The organism is Pantoea sp. PNA 14-12 (assembly GCF_004364735.1).
In the GTDB taxonomy this organism is placed as follows: domain Bacteria; phylum Pseudomonadota; class Gammaproteobacteria; order Enterobacterales; family Enterobacteriaceae; genus Pantoea; species Pantoea stewartii.
The window spans coordinates 377,592-396,340 of sequence record NZ_SOAJ01000004.1 but is presented as its reverse complement, the minus strand read 5'-3'; the positions used below and the strand labels follow the sequence as shown (position 1 = coordinate 396,340).

Genomic DNA, 18,749 nt, shown 5'->3' with positions numbered 1-18,749 from the left:
CCCAACACCGGTGCTGACTTTACGCACCGGTTATCTTTGGTAAAGCATGTGAGAATGAATTTACAGCATCACTTTTTGATTGCCATGCCAGCGTTGCAGGATCCCTTTTTCAAACGTTCTGTGGTCTACATTTGCGAGCACAACGAAGAAGGGGCAATGGGGCTGATTATTAACAAGCCTATGGAAAACCTGACGGTTGAAGGCATTTTGAAAAAGCTCAAGATTGCCGAGGAAAACCGCGATCCGGCAATCAACCTGGATAAGCCGGTATTCAGCGGCGGCCCGCTGGCAGAAGATCGCGGATTTATCCTGCACTCTGCCCAGCGCACGTTTACCTCCAGCATCCGTGTCTCAGACAACACGGTGATCACGACATCACGCGATGTCCTGGAAGCCATAGGTACCGCCGATCAGCCCGATCATGTTCTGGTGGCGCTGGGCTATTGTGCCTGGGAAAAAGATCAGCTTGAAAATGAGCTGATGGAAAACGCCTGGCTGACCACCCCCGCAAACAGCAATATTCTGTTTCAGACGCCCATCGCTGAGCGCTGGCGCGAAGCGGCACGAAGCATCGGGGTGGATATTCACAATATGGCCAGCGATGCAGGTCACGCCTGATGACACATCAAACCTTGTTAGGCTTCGACTTCGGCACCAAAAGCATTGGCGTTGCCGTCGGGCAGCAGCTGACGGGCAGCGCCCGTCCGTTAAGTGCCCTCAAAGCACAGGACGGTACGCCTGACTGGCTGCAAATCGAAAAGTTGCTGAAAGAGTGGCAGCCTGATTTTGTGGTGGTGGGATTGCCGCTTAATATGGACGGCAGCGAACAGCCACTGACCGCGCGTGCGCGCAAGTTTGCCAACCGCTTACACGGGCGTTTCGGCATTCGCGTGGAGCTGCAGGACGAACGCCTCAGTACCGTTGAAGCCCGTGCGGGCCTGTTTGAGCGTGGCGGTTACCGTGCGCTGAACAAAGGGTCGGTCGATTCACAGTCAGCGGCCATTATCCTGCAGGACTGGTTCGACACTCACTAGCGAATGACCCCTTCAGCCTGACGGGCTGCGCGGCTCTGTTCGAACGTCTGCATCCCGGCCCGAGCGCCGGTTTGCAGAAGCGCCGGAATCTGATGCATTTTGCCTTCCCGAATCAGATTGACCACGGCACTGGTCGCCATCAATACTTCAAACAGCCCGGTCCTCCTCTCATCACAGGCTGGCACCAGTTGCTGCGCGATCACTGCGTTGAGGCTGCTTGCCAGTTGAGTGCGCACCAGATTTTTTTCTTCCGCAGGAAACACATCCACCAGCCTGTCTACCGCCTGCACCGCACCGCGCGTGTGCAGCGTGGCCAGCACCAGATGGCCGGTTTCTGCGGCAGTGAGCGCCTGACGAATGGTATCGCTGTCGCGCAGTTCCCCCAGCATAATAACGTCAGGATCTTCCCTGAGTGCGGCTTTCAGGCCCTGGCTGAAACTCCGGCAATGCACACCGACTTCACGCTGTTGAATCAGGGATTGCTGACTGCGATGGATAAACTCAATCGGGTCCTCCAGGGTCAGGATATGGCGGGCCTGCTGCCGGTTAATCGCATCCACCATTGCCGCGAGGGTGGTCGACTTACCGCTGCCCGTCGCCCCGGTGATTAATATCAGTCCGTCCCGTTTCTTCAGTAACGCCTGCACCCCTTCCGGTACGCGCAGATCGGTCAGCGTCGGGCATTCGCTGGCGATGGTGCGTAGCGCCAGAGACAGCCCGTTACGCTGCATAAACAGGTTGGCGCGCAGGCGCTGTCCCGCCGCCAGGGTCAACGCGAAATCCAGTTGCCCTTCCCGCTTAAGTTGCTGCTGCTGTTCGCTGTCCAGCCACACCGACGTAAACTGCGCCATCCAGTCAGGTGACAGCGCAGACCGAGCGGGCAGCGGCTCCAGCCTGCCCTGACGCCGCCAGTACGGCAAATGTCCGCTACAAAGGTGCAGATCGGCAGCGTTATGCTTTACACTAAGCGCCACGATTTCATCCAGATTCATTGTGTTCTCCCGACTATGACTTCAATCCAGCACAACCTACAGCAAGTCCGCCAGCGAATCGCCGCTGCTGCAACGCGTTGCGGCCGGGCTCCCGAAGAAATTACGCTACTTGCAGTGAGCAAAACGAAACCTGCGAGCGCAGTCGAAGAAGCGGCGGCTGCGGGTCAGCTCGCGTTCGGGGAAAATTACGTTCAGGAAGGGGTTGAAAAGGTTCAGGCGCTGACCTCACATCCCAATCTGATATGGCACTTCATTGGCCCGCTGCAGTCCAATAAAAGCCGACTGGTGGCAGAACACTTTGCCTGGTGCCACACCCTTGATCGTCTGAAGATTGCACAGCGGCTTAACGATCAGCGGCCTGAACATCTGGCACCGCTCAATGTGCTGATTCAGGTAAATATCAGTGACGAAAACAGCAAATCTGGCATCATGCTGGAGGCCGTCGACGAACTGGCGCAGGCTATTGCCGCGATGCCGCGTTTGCGTTTGCGCGGGCTGATGGCGATTCCGGCACCCGAACAGGATTATCAGAAACAGCTGGCGGTATGTCAGCAAATGGCTGATGCATTTCACCAGTTAAAACAGCACTATAGTGATGTTGATACGCTGTCGATGGGAATGAGTGATGATATGGAGGCGGCGATTGCCGCAGGCAGCACCCTGGTGCGCATTGGCACCGCAATATTTGGCGCACGTGATTACACACAGCCTTCACAACAATAATTGAGGAACTTCATGTTAACAATGACGTTTTTGGTAAAAACGCTAATCGATCTCTACGTCATGGTGCTGTTGCTGCGCATCTGGATGCAGTGGTCACGTTGCGATTTTTATAATCCGCTTGCCCAGTTTGTCGTGAAGATTACTCAGCCGATTGTAAAACCGTTGCGTCGCATTCTGCCTGCGCTGGGTCCGATTGATACGGCTTCTCTGCTGCTGGCGTTTGTGCTCACTACGCTGAAATATCCGCTTCTGCTGCTGATTCAGGTCGGCGTGTTCTCTGTCGATCCCGCTAACTTGCTGGTCGGCCTGCTGTCGCTACTGAAATCCGCCGGTTATCTGGTGTTCTGGGTCATTATTATCCGTTCCCTGATGAGCTGGATCAGCCAGGGCCGCGGTCCGATGGACTATGTGCTGATTCAGCTGACCGAGCCGTTAATGGCGCCGATTCGCCGCATTCTGCCCGCGATGGGCGGCATCGACTTCTCCGCCATGATCGTCATTCTGGTGCTGTATGCCCTGAATTTCCTCGGCATGGACCTGTTCCCGGGTCTCTGGTATTTGCTGTAAATGAACCAAACTGGAACTGTTATGCAAAAAGTTGTTCTTGCCACCGGTAATCCCGGCAAAGTCCGTGAACTGGCGGATCTGCTCTCCGCCTTTGGTCTGGATATCGTGGCGCAAACCGACCTCGGCGTTGAATCCGCCGAGGAGACCGGCCTGACCTTTATTGAAAACGCCATCCTGAAAGCGCGCCATGCCGCGCAGGTGACCGGGCTGCCCGCTATCGCAGATGACTCCGGGCTGGCCGTCAACGCGCTGGACGGCGCACCGGGCATTTATTCGGCTCGCTATGCCGGTGACGACGCCAGTGACCAACAGAACCTGGAAAAGCTGCTTCAGGCGCTGGAAAGCACCCCGGACGGACAGCGTCAGGCCCAGTTCCACTGTGTGCTGGTGTATTTACGTCACGCTGCCGATCCGACGCCGCTGGTGTTTCACGGCGCCTGGGACGGCGAAATCACCCGCACCCCAGCCGGTGAAGGCGGCTTCGGCTACGACCCGGTGTTCTACATTCCGGCATTGGGTAAAACCGCCGCCGAACTGACAAAAGCAGAGAAAGGAAAAGTCTCTCATCGAGGTAAAGCATTGACGCTGTTACTGGAAGCGATGCGTAATGCCTGATTTACCCCCGCTGAGTTTATATATCCATATTCCCTGGTGCGTCCAGAAATGCCCTTACTGCGATTTTAATTCTCACGCGTTAAAAGATGAGGTGCCGCACATTGAGTATGTGCAGCACCTGCTGCGCGATCTTGAAAACGATCTGCCGCTGATTCACGGACGTGACGTACGCACGATATTTATCGGTGGCGGAACGCCAAGCCTGTTAAGCAGTAGCGCGATGCAGATGCTGATGGATGGCGTACGCGCGCGCCTGACGCTGGCAGAAGGGGCGGAGATTACGATGGAGGCGAATCCAGGCACGGTGGAAGCCGACCGTTTCAGCGCCTATCAGCGCGCCGGGATTAACCGCATCTCCATTGGGGTACAAAGCTTTAGCCCGCAGAAGCTGGAACGCCTCGGTCGCATCCATGGTCCCGAGGAAGCGAAGCGCGCCGCGGCGCTGGCGCAGGGCCTGAACCTGCGCAGCTTTAACCTCGATCTGATGCACGGTTTGCCCGACCAGTCACTGACGGAAGCGCTGGACGATTTGCGTCAGGCGATCGCGCTTAATCCTCCGCATTTGTCCTGGTATCAGCTGACCATCGAACCGAATACGTTGTTTGGCTCACGTCCGCCTAAATTGCCCGACGACGATGCGTTGTGGGACATCTTTGAGCAGGGACATCAGCTGCTGACCGCTGCCGGTTATGAGCAATATGAAACATCGGCCTATGCCAAACCGGGATACCGCTGTGAGCACAACCTGAATTACTGGCGTTTTGGCGATTATCTTGGGATTGGCTGTGGTGCCCATGGCAAGCTGACCCAACCCGATGGCCGTATTGTTCGCACGGTCAAAGTGCGCCATCCGCGGGGTTTTATGAAGGGCAACTATCTCGATAAACAGTACGAGGTAGCAGACAGTGACAAGCCGTTCGAGTTCTTTATGAACCGTTTCCGGTTGCTGGAGCCTGCGCCACGCGCGGACTTCAGCCGCTATACCGGGCTGAATGAAGCGCTGATTCGTCCACAGCTCGATCAGGCTATTGCCGCAGGTTACATCACTGAAACAGCGGACATCTGGCAAATTACCGAGAAGGGCAAACTGTTTCTGAACTCGCTACTGGAACTGTTCCTGGCCGACGAGTAACGCGCTTCGGGTTCGGCGTGCAAACTGCGGCTGTATGAAGGAGGCCGAATCCTTATCCGCGCTCAGTATTCTGTCTCAGTTGCAACAACCGGGTATTGATGATGGCAATGTTCACCTCGCAGGGCATGCCATCATCCAGATAAACCGTCTCATTAATCTCCAACGCCGCCTCATTCGCACTAAAATTCAGCAGTCTGAGTTGCTCACTGTCGGTCACGTTAATCGCATTAAGCTGCTGGTCGCGGCGCTGAATCTTTTTGCCGGTGATTTGTTCAATGTAAGAGTATTTCGAGATTTCCAGCCGGCCAAACTCCATGCTGCTGAACAGGCTGACAGGCAGGTGGATATATTCCAGCGCCACGGGAATATCGTCAAAGCACATCAGTCGAAGAATTTTGTATATCTGATCGCTGTTTCTGATACGTAACGCCTGCGCCATCTCCGGTCCGGGCACCTTGATGATGCTGGCAGTGAGCACCTTCCTGACCGCTTTATGGCCTTTTTTATGAGCCTGATAATCAAAGGGCGAAAGCGCATGGAACCGGCCGGCGTGATTGCTCTTGCCGATAGAACCGACAAACAGTCCCGACCCCTTCACGCGATAAATACGCTGCTGCTCAATCAGAATACGGGTTGCTTCCCGTACCGTCGCCCGGGTGATACCGATGTTCTTTGCTATCGCAATTTCGGTATCCAGCTTGTCGCCCGGCAGCAGTCCGTCCTGCATGATCTTGGTCAGAATATAGTCGACAACCTCTTTTTGTTTCTCTGTTATGCCATCGAACATCACGCTGTTCCCGAATAGTAAGCCCGTGCCTGCGGTGCGCCGCCGCATCGCCTGTATGCCTGATTTCCGTCACTGCGTATGAGTGAGACAGGAACCAGTGTGATCCAGCTAACGATTTTGCACTCCAGTGTCGCCTGTCCAGCCAGAATTGATTCTTGCATATTGTATCTGTACAGGTCGAGGTGCATCATCAAGATGACTAGACACGTTAAACATGTCTATACGTATAAATAAATTTGTGCAACAGGCAATTGTCAGAACTGACGCCTGCTTTAGCAATAAAAGTCATTACTAATCAAATAACTGGTTTTGACTTTTTATCTACCCTGACGTGTGTGGAAGAGAATCAGGAAAAACAAACAGGTTGACCGCCTGAAAAAGGCAAAAAGCTGACTGTACATCTTGCAATGACAAGCAGCCTGCCTGCTGGCCCAACTTTTTTATCCAGGACACCGTATGGCAAATCTTACCCAATGGCTGAATGCTGAAAAAATTCAATACATTGAGCGCGTTTCCGACTGGAAAGAGGCGATTCAGGTCACCGGTAATCCTCTCTGCCGTGAAGGCGCTATTTCGCAGGATTACATTGACACCATCGTCCGGCTCAAAGAAGAGACCGGCCCCTACTTCGTGATCGCCCCCCGAATCGCGATGCCACATGCGCGTCCTGAACAGGGCGCGAAGAAACTGGGCTTGTCCGTCGTGAAACTGGCAACCCCTGTCAACTTTGATGCTGATGAAAACGATCCTGTCGACATCCTTTTTATGTTCTCGGCCCCTGACAGCAACAGCCATATCGAGATGATTTCGCAGCTGGCTGAAGTGCTGACAGACGAGGACATCATGCAACGCGTTTATCACGCACAAAGCCAGCAGGAACTGTGCACGGTTCTGCTGGCAGACGACCTTATCAGTTAACAATTTCAAATAAGAAGAGGTAGTTATGAAAATTATGGCAGTGTGTGGTTCAGGCCTGGGAAGCAGCTTCATGATGGAAATGAACATCAAAAAAGTGCTTAAAGCGATTGATATGACGGCGGAGGTCGAACATGCCGACCTCGGCTCGGTGACGCCGGACGTCGCAGATGTATTCGTGATGGCAAAAGACATCGCCTACAGCGCTAATCTGCCCCCGGAAAAAGTCATTATCATCAACAACATCATCGACCTGAAAGAAGTTGAGCAGAAAATTCGCGACTACTTCAACAAATAACACCGTTATCCCCTTTGATAAGAACACTTACCGCTGAGGTTATTATGTTTATACAAAACCTTTTACTGGTAGTTGTCGATGTGCTGAAAGTCCCTTCGATTCTGGTCGGATTAGTCGCGATGTTCGGCCTGATCGCGCAGCGCAAGCCGTTGCCGGATGTGATAAAGGGAACGGTAAAAACGATTCTGGGCTTTTTAGTGCTGGCAGGCGGTGCCACCGTTCTGGTGGGCTCGCTGACGCCGCTCGGCGATATTTTTAAGCACGCATTCAACGTTCAGGGCATTATTCCTAATAACGAAGCGATGGTATCCATCGCGCTGGCGAAATACGGCGCGCCTACCACGCTGATTATGGCGTTCGGCATGGTGGCAAACATTACCGTCGCCCGCTTTACCCGCCTGAAATATATCTATCTCTCTGGCCACGTCACCTTCTATATGGCCTGTATGATTGCCATTATTCTGTCCGTTGCCGGTTTTGAAGGTGTGCAGCTGATTTATACCGGTTCGCTGACGCTGGGCATGCTGATGGCCTTTTTCCCGGCCCTGGCTCAGCCCTATATGCGTAAAATTATCGGTCACGATCAGGTTGCGCTGGCTCATACCGGCACGGTGGGTTATGTCCTGTCAGGCTGGATAGGCTCTATAGTGGGCAAAGGTTCAAAGTCCACCGAAGAGATGAACATGCCCAAAAACCTGAGTTTTTTGCGCGACAGTACCATCTCCATCTCTCTGACCATGATGATCATCTATTTTATTTTGTCCGTCTCGGCGGGCAGAGAGTATGTTGAAAGTCAGTTCAGCCATGGTCAAAACTATCTGGTGTATTCGTTTGTGCAGGCCATTACCTTTGCTGCCGGGGTCTTTATTATCCTGCAGGGCGTGCGCTTAATTCTGGCGGAGATTGTACCGGCCTTTACCGGGTTTTCAGAGAAGCTGGTGCCCAGCGCGCGTCCTGCTCTGGACTGCCCTATCGTGTTTCCCTATGCGCCCAATGCCGTTCTGGTCGGCTTTATTTCCAGCTTTATCGGTGGACTCGTCGGGTTGTTTATCCTTGGGCAGCTGCACTGGGTGCTGATTTTGCCCGGCGTGGTGCCGCACTTTTTCTGCGGGGCGACGGCGGGCGTCTTTGGCAATGCGACGGGCGGCAAGCGGGGTGCGATGATTGGCGCCTTTGCACACGGTATTCTGATTACCTTCCTGCCGGTTGCGTTACTGCCTGTGCTGGGTGCGATTGGTCTGACGAATACCACATTCTCAGATACGGACTTTGGCGTGACAGGGATTCTGCTGGGTAACATGGCGAGGTTCCTCGATAAAGGCACCATTACCATGATTATTACGGGCATCTTTGCGCTGCTGGTGATCTATAACTATGTCGCCGGTAACAAGACCGTGACCAAAGAAGCTAACAGCGACTGAGACAAAACGGGGCTGATGATTCAGCCCCTTCTTAACAGGGCAGGACATAAAACGGGTTAGTTAAATGATTTAACCAGCGTTTTACGGTCTTTTTCCAGCGAGATAACCCGGTTACAGACGTCTTTACCAAACTGCTGGAAGTCCGTTTCCTGATTATTCCATTCGCTCTGAATGGCGTTCTGCAGACCACCAAGGTTACCCATCAACCCCTGCAGCCCGCTGCCGCCACCGTTGGTCATGGCTTTCGTCCCCATCTCATTAATGCTGTCCTGCAGGATACCGCCCATCGCCTGATTCACCAGTTGCTGCCCATCGGCACGAACCTGATCGATCGCCTGGTGATGGAACGTCAGTCCGTCACTGCGATGTTCAATAATGCGGTTCATCTGGGTTTTTAACTGGGCATTCAGCGTGGCCAGTCGGCTATGCAAGCGGCTTGATTCCCCTACCTGCTCAGTGATGATCTTATCCAGCGCCAGCCGACCTTTCTCCAGACGGGAGGTGGCACCGTTATCGATCCACGGCAGATCGCGACGTAACGCATTTTGGTAATTAATGGCCTGCTGACGACTGGCGGCGTTCATCGTGATTTTTTGCCCGTTGAACTGCACATCGCCCTGCGGCGAAATCACAAGATTGCCGTTTGCGCCAACAACCTGCACGTTTTGTGGGCTAATGACCACATCATCCTGTGGTTTAACGCTGCATTCCCAGGCCGCCTGGGCCTGCGTTGCCGCCAGCAAGAGGCCAGCGACCAGCACGTTACGAATCATACGTTCTCCCTGTCTGGGTGTGAAAGCGATATCGCTGGTAACTTAGTCCCACCAGACGTCAAAGAGTTCGGTCACCTTTACATCCAGTAACTGGCGATCTTCCAACCATTTACGTACCAGCTCGCGATGTTCCTCGGTACATTTACCGGTTTGCTGCAGGCAGATTAGCCCTTCCCAGGCCAGATAGCCGCTGCCGTCATAAGCCAGGCCATTGGGATCGATCGCTTCGTTAATAAACTGATTCAGCGTTTCGTCGATAACCTCTTCAGAGGTGCCGTCCGGGAAGCGCCAGGCTACGGAAAAGCCCAGCTCCTGAAACTCATCAATATGCAATTTTTTACGTAAACGACGGCTGCGTTGTGTGGCCATTATTTCACCCTCTCAAACATTAAATCCCAAACGCCATGGCCCAAACGCTGCCCGCGCTGCTCAAATTTGGTCAGTGGACGCGTCTCAGGACGCGGCACATACGTATTGTCTTCAGACAGGTTTCGGTAACCCGCGATGCTGCTCATCACCTCAAGCATATGCCCGGCATAGGCTTCCCAGTCGGTCGCCATATGGAAAACACCGCCCAGTTTCAGTTTACGCATCACAAGCTCGGCAAACGGCACCTGCACGATACGGCGTTTGTTGTGACGGGCTTTATGCCACGGATCGGGAAAGAACAGCTGAACCATGCGCAGTGAATTATCCGGGATCATTTTCTCCAGCACTTCCACCGCATCATGACACATCACCCGCAGATTGCTGACATTGGCCTCTTTCGCCGACGCCAGGCAGGCTCCCACGCCGGGCGCATGCACTTCGATGCCCAGGAAGTTTTGATGCGGATTATTTTGCGCCATGGTGACCAGCGACGCGCCCATACCAAAACCGATCTCCAGCGTGACAGGCGCATCGCGCCCAAACAGCGCGGGCAAATCAATGGGCTCTGGCTGATATTCAACACCCATTTCCGGCCAGTAGTTGTCCAGCGCCTGCTGCTGGCCTTTGGTTAAGCGGCCCTGGCGGCGCACAAAACTACGAATCCGACGCAACGGGCGTCCATTTTCATCATATTCTGGGGTGATGACGTCATTAATCATGTTGAAGCCTGCTGGTTAGCCTGTTCAGGGAAACGGGCATTATGCAAAGTTCAAAAGCAGAAGCAAGCCTTTGCCACTTTCCGCGCGCACCCGGCGTGTTTTGACATGCGTTTTCCTGCCTGAGTGTAGAGTAATGCAAGAAAATTGCCTGGGAGGCTGCTGGCCGGAAACAGAATTATAACGTCATGGTCTGCCGCCGTTGCTGACTGAGCTTGCGGTACTGTTGTGGCGACATGCCGACATACCTGGCAAAGGTGCTGTAAAAGCGACTACTGGAACGGAAGCCGGCCGTAAGCGCCACATCCAGCACGGTAATATCGGTATCGCTCAGCAGCGCCCGGACATGGTTAATGCGCATCGCGGTAATGTACTGTTTTAGCGTAAGCTGCATGACGCGTTGAAAGATGCCCATGGCATAGTTTGCATTAAGCTTGACGTGCTCTGCGACGTCATTGATTGTCAGAGCCTGGTCATAATTGTCGGCAATATAGCTCAGCATCTGGCTGACATAAAACTGCGCATGGCGCGACACGCTGTTTTTGTGTGTCCGCGACGTTTTGTTCACCAGCACAGGCTGCCACCCTGACAGACTAAAGCGTTTAAGCATCAGGCCAATTTCATCCACAGCAAGCTGGCGAATCTGTTCATCCGGGCTGTTCAGTTCCTGCTGCCAGCGCTGCACTTCAAAGGCGCTGAGCTGCTGTTTTGCCACAGACTTAATCACCATGCCATGTGTGACATGATTGATGAGTTCCCGGTCGAGCGGCCATGACAGAAACAGATGCATCGGCAGATTAAGGATAGCCATGTTCTGGCAGTTACCGGGCCGGGTAAGCTGGTGCGGTGTACAGGCCCAAAACAGCGTGATATAGCCCTGCTTAATCTGCACGACTTCATTATTGATTAAATATTCCACGTCCCCGTCGAACGGCACATTGACCTCAACCTGCCCATGCCAGTGACAGCTGCTCATCGCCAGCGGCCGACGCAGTTCGATATCCATACGTTGATATTCGGAATAGAGCGACAGCGGGCTGCGGGTTTGCTTTTCGTCACTGCTGCACATATGCGGATCGGGCGGCAGCGTGGCAACGGGCTGTAATGTCGTCATGATTCTCTCCTGAATTATCAGAACCCCGCCCAGCATGCCCGCGGAGACGGCCATAAACAGCATTGGATTCCCTATACTAAGCGCTCTTTCAGACCAGATACTCTTCTTTTTACGTTAATTTATCCCAAAAACTCAGATCAGTTCGTTGCCAGCATCTGATCTGAGTTTTTGGGAATGCTCATCCGATAAGACGGAAGTTTTCGCCCGCACAGCGTGCCACCATGAGATTATCCCACCCTGTCATGGAGCGTTCTGATGTCTGCACCCAAAATTACCTTTATTGGCGCGGGTTCCACTATCTTCGTCAAGAATATCCTTGGCGATGTTTTCCATCGCGATGCGCTAAAATCGGCCCATATTGCCCTGATGGATATTGATGCAACCCGGCTTGAAGAATCCTATACCGTCGTCAGTAAACTTATGGATTCCGCGGGCGCGGCTGGCCAGATTACCTGCCACAGCGAGCAGAAAGCGGCCTTAGCGGATGCGGATTTTGTCGTGGTCGCCTTTCAGATAGGCGGCTATCAGCCCTGTACCGTCACCGATTTTGAGGTCTGTAAACGCTATGGTCTGGAGCAGACCATAGCCGATACGCTGGGCCCCGGCGGCATTATGCGCGCCCTGCGCACCATCCCGCACCTGTGGCAGATTTGCGAAGACATGACGGAAGTCTGCCCGCATGCCACCCTGCTTAATTACGTCAACCCCATGGCGATGAACACCTGGGCAATGTATGCGCGCTATCCCCATATCAAACAGGTTGGGCTGTGCCACTCGGTACAGGGAACGGCGGAGGAACTGGCCAACGATCTGAATTTAAATCCTGCCGATCTGCGTTACCGCTGCGCCGGGATTAATCATATGGCGTTTTATCTGACGCTGGAGCGTAAAACCGCTGACGGCAGTTACGTTGATCTCTATCCCGACCTGCTGGCGGCATGGAACGCTGGCCAGGTGCCGAAGCCCAACCTGCACGGCAATACGCGCTGTCCCAACATTGTGCGCTATGAAATGTTCAAAAAGCTGGGCTATTTCGTCACCGAATCCTCAGAGCACTTCGCAGAATATACGCCGTGGTTTATCAAACCAGGCCGCGAAGATCTTATTGAACGGTATCAGATTCCGCTGGATGAATATCCCAAACGTTGTGAAGAACAACTGGCGGAATGGCGAGCAGAACTGGCACGTTACCGTCGCGCCGAACGTATTGAAAGCAAACCCTCACGTGAGTACGCCAGCACGATTATGAACGCTATCTGGACCGGCGAACCGGCGGTCATTTATGGCAACGTGCGTAATGATAGCCTGATCGATAATCTGCCGCAGGGATGCTGCGTGGAAGTCGCTTGTCTGGTCGATGCCAATGGGATTCAGCCCACCAAAGTCGGCACGATTCCGTCACATCTGGCCGCCATGATGCAAACCAATATCAATGTGCAGACACTGCTGACCGAAGCCATTCTGACTGAAAACCGCGATCGGGTTTATCACGCCGCCATGCTGGATCCGCATACGGCAGCGGTATTAAGCCTTGATGAGATCTATGCACTGGTGGACGAACTCATCACTGAGCACGGCAGTTGGCTGCCCGCCTGGCTTCATCGTTAATTCTTTGTCGCCGGATGCTATGTCCGGTCGCGATTCTACGTCATAACAGTGAGCGGGCGCTGGCAACAGCGACCCGGCAACCGATGAGCATTTCGATAACGACAAAACTCAGTTACGGATGTGGTGCGTTTGGAAAAGACTTTGCGATTGGCATTGTTTACCTCTACCTGATGTATTACTACACCGACGTGGTGGGATTATCGGTTGGTATGGTCGGCACGCTGTTTTTAGTCGCCCGAATCTGGGATGCGATTAACGATCCCATTATGGGATGGATCGTTACCATTACACGTTCTCGCTGGGGGAAATTTAAACCCTGGATTTTAACTGGCACGCTGACAAACTCGCTGGTGCTGTTCGCGTTATTTAGCGCCCACCTGTTTGAAGGGACGACACAGCTGGTTTTTGTCTGGGTCACCTACATTCTGTGGGGAATGACCTATACCATAATGGATATTCCGTTCTGGTCACTGGTACCGACCATTACGCTGGACAAACGTGAGCGCGAAGAGCTGGTGCCCTGGCCACGCTTTTTTGCCAGCCTCGCCTCCTTTGTCACGGCCGGCATTGCGCTACCGTTTGTCAGTTATATCGGGGGCGACGATCGCGGCTTTGGCTTTCAGATGTTTACCCTGCTCCTGATCGTGTTTTTCATCGCGGCAACCCTCATCACGCTGCGTAATGTTCATGAGGTTTATTCATCAGACGGCGCGCAGACCCAGGACGGCGGCCGGATGGGACTGAGCGCGATCGTCGGCCTTATCTACCGCAACGATCAGCTTGCCTGCCTGCTCGGTATGGCGCTGGCCTATAACATTGCGGCGAATATCATTACCGGTTTTGCGATTTACTATTTTACCTATGTGATCGGCGATGCCAGTCTCTTCCCTTACTACCTCTCCTATGCTGGCGCGGCGAACCTGGCAACACTGGTTCTGTTCCCCAAATTAGTGAATCTGCTGTCACGCCGGATACTATGGGCGTCGGCGTCTGCCCTGCCGATTCTGAGCGGCGGTGTGCTGTTCGCTATGGCATTAGCAGGCAGTCACGCGACATCCTTAATCGTTGTTGCCGGGATTTTATTCAATACCGGAACGGCGCTTTTCTGGGTGCTTCAGGTAATTATGGTGGCGGATACCGTAGATTACGGCGAATACAAACTGCATGTGCGCTGTGAAAGCATTGCCTATTCGGTGCAAACCATGGTCGTTAAAGGCGGCTCTGCGCTGGCGGCTTTCTTTATCGCTGTCGTGCTGGGCATGATTGGCTATCTGCCCAACATCAACCAGTCGCAGGAAACCCTTGCTGGCATGCAGTTTATTATGATCGTGCTGCCCGCTGTCTTTTTTGCCCTGACGCTGCTGCTCTATTTCCGTTTCTATACACTGAACGGCGACATGCTACGGAAAATTCACATCCGCCTGCTGGATAAATACCGTAAGCCACCGGAAAAGGAAGCGGTGCCGATCGCAGCAACCAAAGAGATAAAAATTTAAACGCGAAGCCCCGACCCGGGGCTTCTGTTTTAAGTCTGACTTTCGGCTATGCCCGAAAACGAGAAACAACCCGTGTTTTATCAGCAACATTTCCATCGCCTTCTTGTGTGTAACCGGCCTTATCTGACAACCGGGCCTCAGTGGCCACCAGAAAGAAACAGGCCTTTGCAATCTTCAGGTTTACTCTCAGTGGCGCTTATGCTGGAATTCCCGCCTGAATGTCGCGTAATCACGGAAATATCCCCTTTATGATGCAAGCCCCGCAGTTCGCGCAACAGGTGCTGGACTGGTATCAACGCTTTGGCCGCAAAACCCTGCCGTGGCAGTTGGAGAAAACACCTTATAAGGTGTGGCTGTCTGAAGTGATGTTACAGCAAACCCAGGTCGCCACCGTTATCCCCTATTTTGAGCGCTTTATGGCGCGCTTTCCGACCGTCAGCGATCTGGCCGCCGCGCCGCTGGACGAAGTGCTGCATCTCTGGACCGGTCTGGGTTACTACGCGCGTGCGCGTAACCTGCACAAAGCCGCCAAACAGGTGGTTGAGGTGCACGGCGGCGAGTTCCCGCGCAACTACGATGACGTCGCCGCGCTGCCCGGCGTAGGCCGCTCGACAGCGGGTGCGATCTTATCGCTATCGCTGGGCCTGCACTTCCCGATTCTGGACGGTAACGTGAAACGGGTTTTGGCTCGCTGTTACGCAGTGGCTGGCTGGCCGGGCAGGAAGGATGTTGAAAAACGGCTGTGGCAAATTAGTGAAGACGTGACGCCAGCCGAGGGCGTCAGTCAGTTTAACCAGGCCATGATGGATCTGGGCGCCATGGTTTGCACCCGCTCGCGCCCGAAATGTGAAATCTGCCCGCTCAGCGATGGTTGCGAAGCCCGCGCGACGAACAGCTGGGCAAACTATCCGGGCAAAAAACCTAAGCAGACGTTGCCTGAACGCAGCGGCTGGTTTTTGATGATGCAAAACGGCGACAATGTCTGGCTTGAACAGCGTCCGCCGGTGGGTTTATGGGGCGGTTTATTCTGCTTCCCGCAGTTCACCAGCGAAGACGATCTGAACGCCTGGCTGTCGACGCGCGGCATCCATGCCAAACCGCAGCAGCTTACGGCATTTCGTCACACCTTCAGCCATTTTCATCTGGATATCGTTCCCATGTGGCTGTCATGGCCTTCTGCCGGGGCATTAATGGATGAAGCTGGCGGTCTCTGGTATAACTTAACGCTGCCGCCATCTGTGGGATTAGCTGCACCTGTAGAGCGTCTTTTACACGAACTGCGCCATCCCCAGCCGTTGCCTGTGGGCGACGGTGAGATTAATGAGGAAGAGTAATGAGCCGCACCATTTTTTGTACTTTTTTACAACACGACGCTGAAGGGCAGGATTTTCAGCTCTACCCTGGCGATCTGGGAAAACGCATTTACAATGAAATCTCGAAAGAAGCCTGGCAGCAATGGATGGCTAAGCAGACGATGCTGATCAACGAGAAAAAACTCAATATGATGAATCCCGACGATCGCAAAGTGCTGGAAAAGGAAATGATCAATTTCCTGTTCGAAGGTAAAGACGTTCATATTGAAGGCTACACGCCACCCGAAGCATAACTTTATTGGCCTCCGTGTTGAGGCCGTTTTCCAGGTCAGGCACGTATTTTAGATGAATAAAAAGCTGATAGCCCTGCTGGTGATTGCCCCCCTTTTGGTGTCCTGCTCCGGTAAAAAACATCCGGAATATTCAGAGGAATGGGTCAAAGATACCAACGGATTTGACATTCTGATGGGGCAATTCGCCCATAACATTGAGAACATCTGGGGTATCAATGAGGTCCTGATCGCCGGACCGAAAGACTACGTTAAATACACCGACAATTATTACACCCGCAGCCACATCAACTTTGAAAGCGGGAACATCACCATTGAGACCATTTCCGGTACCGATCCTGCCGCCAGTCTGCGTCAGGCGATCGTGACTACGTTACTGATCGGTGACGATCCGGGAAATGTCGATCTCTACTCTGATGCTAACGACATTCAGATCAGTAAAGAGCCGTTGTTGTACGGACAGGTGCTGGATAACACCGGTCAGGCGATTCGCTGGCAGGGACGTGCTCAGGCCTTTGCTGACTACTTGATTGCCAATAAACTGCAACGCCGTACGTCCGGCCTGCATGTGATCTACTCGGTCACGATTCCGATGGTGCCAAACCATCTGGATAAGCGTGCGCATAAATATCTGCCTATGGTGCGTAAAGCCGCCGAAGAGTACGGTGTAGATGCGTCTCTGATTCTGGCTATTATGCAGACCGAATCCAGCTTTAACCCCTACGCAGTCAGCCATTCTGATGCGCTCGGGCTGATGCAGGTAGTGCAGCATACCGCCGGTGTGGATGTATTCCGCATGAAGGGCAAATGGGGCAAACCGAGCCGCAGCTATCTGCTGGATCCCGAGAACAACATTGATGCCGGTACTGCCTATCTGTCGTTGCTGCAGAGCAACTATCTGGCCGGTATTCAGGATCCGGTTTCACGCCGCTATGCGGTTATCACCGCCTATAACGGCGGCGCCGGTAGCGTACTGCGCGTGTTCTCCAGCGATAAAGATCGTGCCTTTACCATTATTAACAGTATGTCGCCGGGTCAGGTTTATCAGACGCTGTCGAAGCAGCATCCGTCGGCGGAATCGCGGCGGTATTTGTATAAGGTGAGTTCGGCGCAGCGGAGTTATCACAGGTATTGATTTGGCGGGGTTCCGCTCAGCAGGTGCTGCGGGTTGCTCTGAGCGGGTTCTGCCCGCCTGGTGGTGGGGCTGCGGGTTGCTCTGAGCGGGTTCCGCCCGCCTGGTGACGGGGCTGCGGATTGCTCTGAGCGGATTCCGCCCGCCTGGTGGTGGGGCTGCGGGTTGCTCTGAGCGGGTTCTGCTCACTAGGTGGCGGGGCTGCGGGTTGCTCTGAGCGGGTTCCGCCCGCCAGGTGGCGGGGCCTGCGGGCTGCTCTGAGCGGGTTCCGCCCGCCTGGTGGTGGGGCTGCGGGTTGCTCTGAGCGGGTTCCGCCCGCCAGGCGGCCTGGAGTTTCAGCCTGCCCGTGCAGGCGGACGTGTTAAGGGGCTCGCGCCAGCCCCTTAACAATCCCGGCGGCCGTCAGCCGTCGCTGTTCCTTCGTCTCTCACTCCGGCCTCACGGGCCGTCCGGATGCGCCCTCCCTGGCGCAGCCGTCCTCGTCGCGGCATCCCTGCCGCGCCGCCCTGGCCTCCGTTCTCTCCTCAGCGCGCCGGATGCCGGCAGAACCCCCCCCGCCTGCCAGTCCTGGTTTTTTAAAAAAAGCGGGTGTTGTCTGTTTGAATGTGTTCAGTGAGGCTTAAAAAGAGAATACTTGATAAACGGGGAGTGCTTCAGAACCTACAAGAGCAGGTTTTGCGATTACTTACAGCGGCACCGGAAGTGGCTTTAACACAGAGATAGTGAAGCGGGGGTTTGGAGCGGCCTTCCCACCCGCTGAGCGGATGAGGGATTTCCGGATGAGCCGACAGGACGTCGGCGAGAGCCGGGCCGCGCCATGGATGGCGCGTCCTGGCGGTCCGCAGAAATCCTGAAGCAGCGAAGGCACCGCGAAGCGGCGGGCGGGCAGGACGGGAGCCTGGGGTCAAGGGGCCGCGGCGGCTGGCGGCCCCTTGTCGGTCGCCCGCACCGGGCAGACTGAAACTCCAGGCCGCCTGGCGGGCGAAACCCTCTCAGCGTTTCATAAGCTGTCAGAGACTCAAACCTTCCCAAAGCCTGCTCACTCAAGCATCACTGCCGCGCCGCCCAGGCCTCCGTTCTCTCCTCAGCGCGCCGGATGCCGGCAGAAAAACCCCCGCCTGCCAGTCCTGGGTTTTTAAAAAGCCGGTGTTGTCTGTGGTCAGTGTATGAAGTGAGGATCAAAAATGAACGCTTTAATAAACAGGGCATTGACTCAAAACCAGCCGACTGTAGGACTTTCCGGTCACCTACAGCGACACCGGAAGTGGCTTTAACACAGAGATAGTGAAGCGGGGGTTTGGGGCGGCCTTCCCACCCGCTGAGCGGATGAGGGATTTCCGGATGAGCCGACAGGACGTCGGCGAGAGCCGGGCCGCGCCACGGAGGGCGCGTCCTGGCGGTCCGCAGAAATCCTGAAGCAGCGAAGGCACCGCGAAGCGGCGGGTGGGCAGGAC

Annotated in this window: 20 protein-coding genes; 14 read left to right on the top strand and 6 right to left on the bottom strand. The window is 54.4% G+C overall.

Features of this window, described 5'->3' with window-relative positions:
• Window positions 1-54 precede the first annotated feature (54 nt).
• On the top strand, window positions 55-618 hold the full coding sequence (locus tag C7434_RS15835; RefSeq protein ID WP_033739653.1) for a YqgE/AlgH family protein: 564 nt from the start codon (window positions 55-57) through the stop codon (window positions 616-618).
• The gene (ruvX, locus tag C7434_RS15830) at window positions 618-1,034 is read left to right on the top strand and encodes a Holliday junction resolvase RuvX (protein ID WP_006120852.1); all 417 of its coding nucleotides are present in this window, start codon (window positions 618-620) and stop codon (window positions 1,032-1,034) included. The genes C7434_RS15835 and ruvX overlap by 1 nt, the downstream gene beginning before the upstream one ends.
• Here ruvX and C7434_RS15825 read toward each other — a convergent pair.
• Window positions 1,031-2,026 carry a type IV pilus twitching motility protein PilT gene (locus C7434_RS15825; protein WP_133745649.1) on the bottom strand — a complete coding sequence of 332 codons (996 nt, stop codon included), beginning with the start codon at window positions 2,024-2,026 and terminating at the stop codon, window positions 1,031-1,033. The two genes, ruvX and C7434_RS15825, sit on opposite strands and share 4 nt — an antisense overlap.
• A gap of 15 nt (window positions 2,027-2,041) precedes the next feature.
• On the opposite strand from C7434_RS15825, the gene C7434_RS15820 reads away from it, so the two are divergent.
• The 4 genes from C7434_RS15820 to hemW are packed head-to-tail and all read left to right on the top strand — an operon-like array spanning window position 2,042 to window position 5,063.
• Window positions 2,042-2,749, top strand: a complete 708-nt coding sequence (locus tag C7434_RS15820) for a YggS family pyridoxal phosphate-dependent enzyme (protein WP_039339277.1) — start codon at window positions 2,042-2,044, stop codon at window positions 2,747-2,749.
• Window positions 2,750-2,761: 12 nt separating this feature from the next.
• Window positions 2,762-3,316 carry a YggT family protein gene (locus C7434_RS15815; protein WP_006120855.1) on the top strand — a complete coding sequence of 185 codons (555 nt, stop codon included), beginning with the start codon at window positions 2,762-2,764 and terminating at the stop codon, window positions 3,314-3,316.
• Between the two features lie 21 nt (window positions 3,317-3,337).
• Window positions 3,338-3,931: an XTP/dITP diphosphatase gene (locus tag C7434_RS15810; RefSeq protein ID WP_133745648.1), complete on the top strand. Its 594-nt coding sequence runs from the start codon at window positions 3,338-3,340 to the stop codon at window positions 3,929-3,931.
• Complete coding sequence (gene hemW / locus C7434_RS15805; RefSeq protein ID WP_033739660.1) at window positions 3,924-5,063, top strand: radical SAM family heme chaperone HemW; 1,140 nt, start codon at window positions 3,924-3,926, stop codon at window positions 5,061-5,063. The genes C7434_RS15810 and hemW overlap by 8 nt, the downstream gene beginning before the upstream one ends.
• 52 nt (window positions 5,064-5,115) lie before the next feature.
• Here hemW and C7434_RS15800 read toward each other — a convergent pair whose 3' ends face one another.
• Window positions 5,116-5,850: a GntR family transcriptional regulator gene (locus C7434_RS15800; RefSeq protein ID WP_039339294.1), complete on the bottom strand. Its 735-nt coding sequence runs from the start codon at window positions 5,848-5,850 to the stop codon at window positions 5,116-5,118.
• Window positions 5,851-6,306: 456 nt separating this feature from the next.
• On the opposite strand from C7434_RS15800, the gene C7434_RS15795 reads away from it, so the two are divergent.
• Genes C7434_RS15795 through C7434_RS15785 form a run of 3 tightly spaced genes read left to right on the top strand, consistent with a single transcriptional unit; the run spans window position 6,307 to window position 8,484 of the window.
• Window positions 6,307-6,768 carry a PTS sugar transporter subunit IIA gene (locus tag C7434_RS15795; protein WP_054633250.1) on the top strand — a complete coding sequence of 154 codons (462 nt, stop codon included), beginning with the start codon at window positions 6,307-6,309 and terminating at the stop codon, window positions 6,766-6,768.
• 25 nt (window positions 6,769-6,793) lie between these two features.
• Window positions 6,794-7,063, top strand: a complete 270-nt coding sequence (locus C7434_RS15790; protein ID WP_006120860.1) for a PTS sugar transporter subunit IIB — start codon at window positions 6,794-6,796, stop codon at window positions 7,061-7,063.
• A gap of 44 nt (window positions 7,064-7,107) precedes the next feature.
• Window positions 7,108-8,484 (top strand): PTS ascorbate transporter subunit IIC, encoded by a 1,377-nt coding sequence (locus tag C7434_RS15785; RefSeq protein ID WP_033739662.1) that lies wholly within the window; start codon window positions 7,108-7,110, stop codon window positions 8,482-8,484.
• A gap of 56 nt (window positions 8,485-8,540) precedes the next feature.
• Here C7434_RS15785 and C7434_RS15780 read toward each other — a convergent pair whose 3' ends face one another.
• The 4 genes from C7434_RS15780 to melR form a co-directional block, all read right to left on the bottom strand.
• Complete coding sequence (locus tag C7434_RS15780) at window positions 8,541-9,257, bottom strand: DUF2884 domain-containing protein (protein ID WP_006120862.1); 717 nt, start codon at window positions 9,255-9,257, stop codon at window positions 8,541-8,543.
• Window positions 9,258-9,299: 42 nt separating this feature from the next.
• Window positions 9,300-9,626 carry a YggL family protein gene (locus C7434_RS15775; protein WP_006120863.1) on the bottom strand — a complete coding sequence of 109 codons (327 nt, stop codon included), beginning with the start codon at window positions 9,624-9,626 and terminating at the stop codon, window positions 9,300-9,302.
• Entirely contained in the window at window positions 9,626-10,345 is a 720-nt protein-coding gene (trmB, locus tag C7434_RS15770) for a tRNA (guanosine(46)-N7)-methyltransferase TrmB (protein WP_033739664.1), read from the bottom strand. Before trmB ends, C7434_RS15775 begins: the two co-directional genes overlap by 1 nt.
• Window positions 10,346-10,520: 175 nt before the next feature.
• Window positions 10,521-11,456, bottom strand: a complete 936-nt coding sequence (gene melR / locus C7434_RS15765) for a transcriptional regulator MelR (RefSeq protein WP_006120865.1) — start codon at window positions 11,454-11,456, stop codon at window positions 10,521-10,523.
• Window positions 11,457-11,708: 252 nt separating this feature from the next.
• Here melR and C7434_RS15760 point away from each other — a divergent pair, with 252 nt between their 5' ends.
• From C7434_RS15760 to mltC, 5 genes are all read left to right on the top strand, one after another.
• Window positions 11,709-13,064, top strand: a complete 1,356-nt coding sequence (locus C7434_RS15760; RefSeq protein WP_110268370.1) for an alpha-glucosidase/alpha-galactosidase — start codon at window positions 11,709-11,711, stop codon at window positions 13,062-13,064.
• Between the two features lie 83 nt (window positions 13,065-13,147).
• The gene (gene melB, locus C7434_RS15755; protein ID WP_133745647.1) at window positions 13,148-14,560 is read left to right on the top strand and encodes a melibiose:sodium transporter MelB; all 1,413 of its coding nucleotides are present in this window, start codon (window positions 13,148-13,150) and stop codon (window positions 14,558-14,560) included.
• Between the two features lie 248 nt (window positions 14,561-14,808).
• Window positions 14,809-15,894 carry an A/G-specific adenine glycosylase gene (mutY, locus tag C7434_RS15750; protein ID WP_033739690.1) on the top strand — a complete coding sequence of 362 codons (1,086 nt, stop codon included), beginning with the start codon at window positions 14,809-14,811 and terminating at the stop codon, window positions 15,892-15,894.
• Complete coding sequence (locus C7434_RS15745) at window positions 15,894-16,166, top strand: oxidative damage protection protein (RefSeq protein ID WP_133745646.1); 273 nt, start codon at window positions 15,894-15,896, stop codon at window positions 16,164-16,166. Before mutY ends, C7434_RS15745 begins: the two co-directional genes overlap by 1 nt.
• A 52-nt stretch (window positions 16,167-16,218) precedes the next feature.
• The gene (mltC, locus tag C7434_RS15740; protein ID WP_033739669.1) at window positions 16,219-17,298 is read left to right on the top strand and encodes a membrane-bound lytic murein transglycosylase MltC; all 1,080 of its coding nucleotides are present in this window, start codon (window positions 16,219-16,221) and stop codon (window positions 17,296-17,298) included.
• Window positions 17,299-18,749 lie beyond the last annotated feature (1,451 nt).

Coding starts and splice junctions, on each gene's coding strand:
- C7434_RS15835 (WP_033739653.1), top strand. CDS start 55: ATGAATTTACAGCATCACTTTTTGATTGCCATGCCAGCGTTGCAGGAT.
- ruvX (WP_006120852.1), top strand. CDS start 618: ATGACACATCAAACCTTGTTAGGCTTCGACTTCGGCACCAAAAGCATT.
- C7434_RS15825 (WP_133745649.1), bottom strand. CDS start 2,026: ATGAATCTGGATGAAATCGTGGCGCTTAGTGTAAAGCATAACGCTGCC.
- C7434_RS15820 (WP_039339277.1), top strand. CDS start 2,042: ATGACTTCAATCCAGCACAACCTACAGCAAGTCCGCCAGCGAATCGCC.
- C7434_RS15815 (WP_006120855.1), top strand. CDS start 2,762: ATGTTAACAATGACGTTTTTGGTAAAAACGCTAATCGATCTCTACGTC.
- C7434_RS15810 (WP_133745648.1), top strand. CDS start 3,338: ATGCAAAAAGTTGTTCTTGCCACCGGTAATCCCGGCAAAGTCCGTGAA.
- hemW (WP_033739660.1), top strand. CDS start 3,924: ATGCCTGATTTACCCCCGCTGAGTTTATATATCCATATTCCCTGGTGC.
- C7434_RS15800 (WP_039339294.1), bottom strand. CDS start 5,850: ATGTTCGATGGCATAACAGAGAAACAAAAAGAGGTTGTCGACTATATT.
- C7434_RS15795 (WP_054633250.1), top strand. CDS start 6,307: ATGGCAAATCTTACCCAATGGCTGAATGCTGAAAAAATTCAATACATT.
- C7434_RS15790 (WP_006120860.1), top strand. CDS start 6,794: ATGAAAATTATGGCAGTGTGTGGTTCAGGCCTGGGAAGCAGCTTCATG.
- C7434_RS15785 (WP_033739662.1), top strand. CDS start 7,108: ATGTTTATACAAAACCTTTTACTGGTAGTTGTCGATGTGCTGAAAGTC.
- C7434_RS15780 (WP_006120862.1), bottom strand. CDS start 9,257: ATGATTCGTAACGTGCTGGTCGCTGGCCTCTTGCTGGCGGCAACGCAG.
- C7434_RS15775 (WP_006120863.1), bottom strand. CDS start 9,626: ATGGCCACACAACGCAGCCGTCGTTTACGTAAAAAATTGCATATTGAT.
- trmB (WP_033739664.1), bottom strand. CDS start 10,345: ATGATTAATGACGTCATCACCCCAGAATATGATGAAAATGGACGCCCG.
- melR (WP_006120865.1), bottom strand. CDS start 11,456: ATGACGACATTACAGCCCGTTGCCACGCTGCCGCCCGATCCGCATATG.
- melB (WP_133745647.1), top strand. CDS start 13,148: ATGAGCATTTCGATAACGACAAAACTCAGTTACGGATGTGGTGCGTTT.
- mutY (WP_033739690.1), top strand. CDS start 14,809: ATGATGCAAGCCCCGCAGTTCGCGCAACAGGTGCTGGACTGGTATCAA.
- C7434_RS15745 (WP_133745646.1), top strand. CDS start 15,894: ATGAGCCGCACCATTTTTTGTACTTTTTTACAACACGACGCTGAAGGG.
- mltC (WP_033739669.1), top strand. CDS start 16,219: ATGAATAAAAAGCTGATAGCCCTGCTGGTGATTGCCCCCCTTTTGGTG.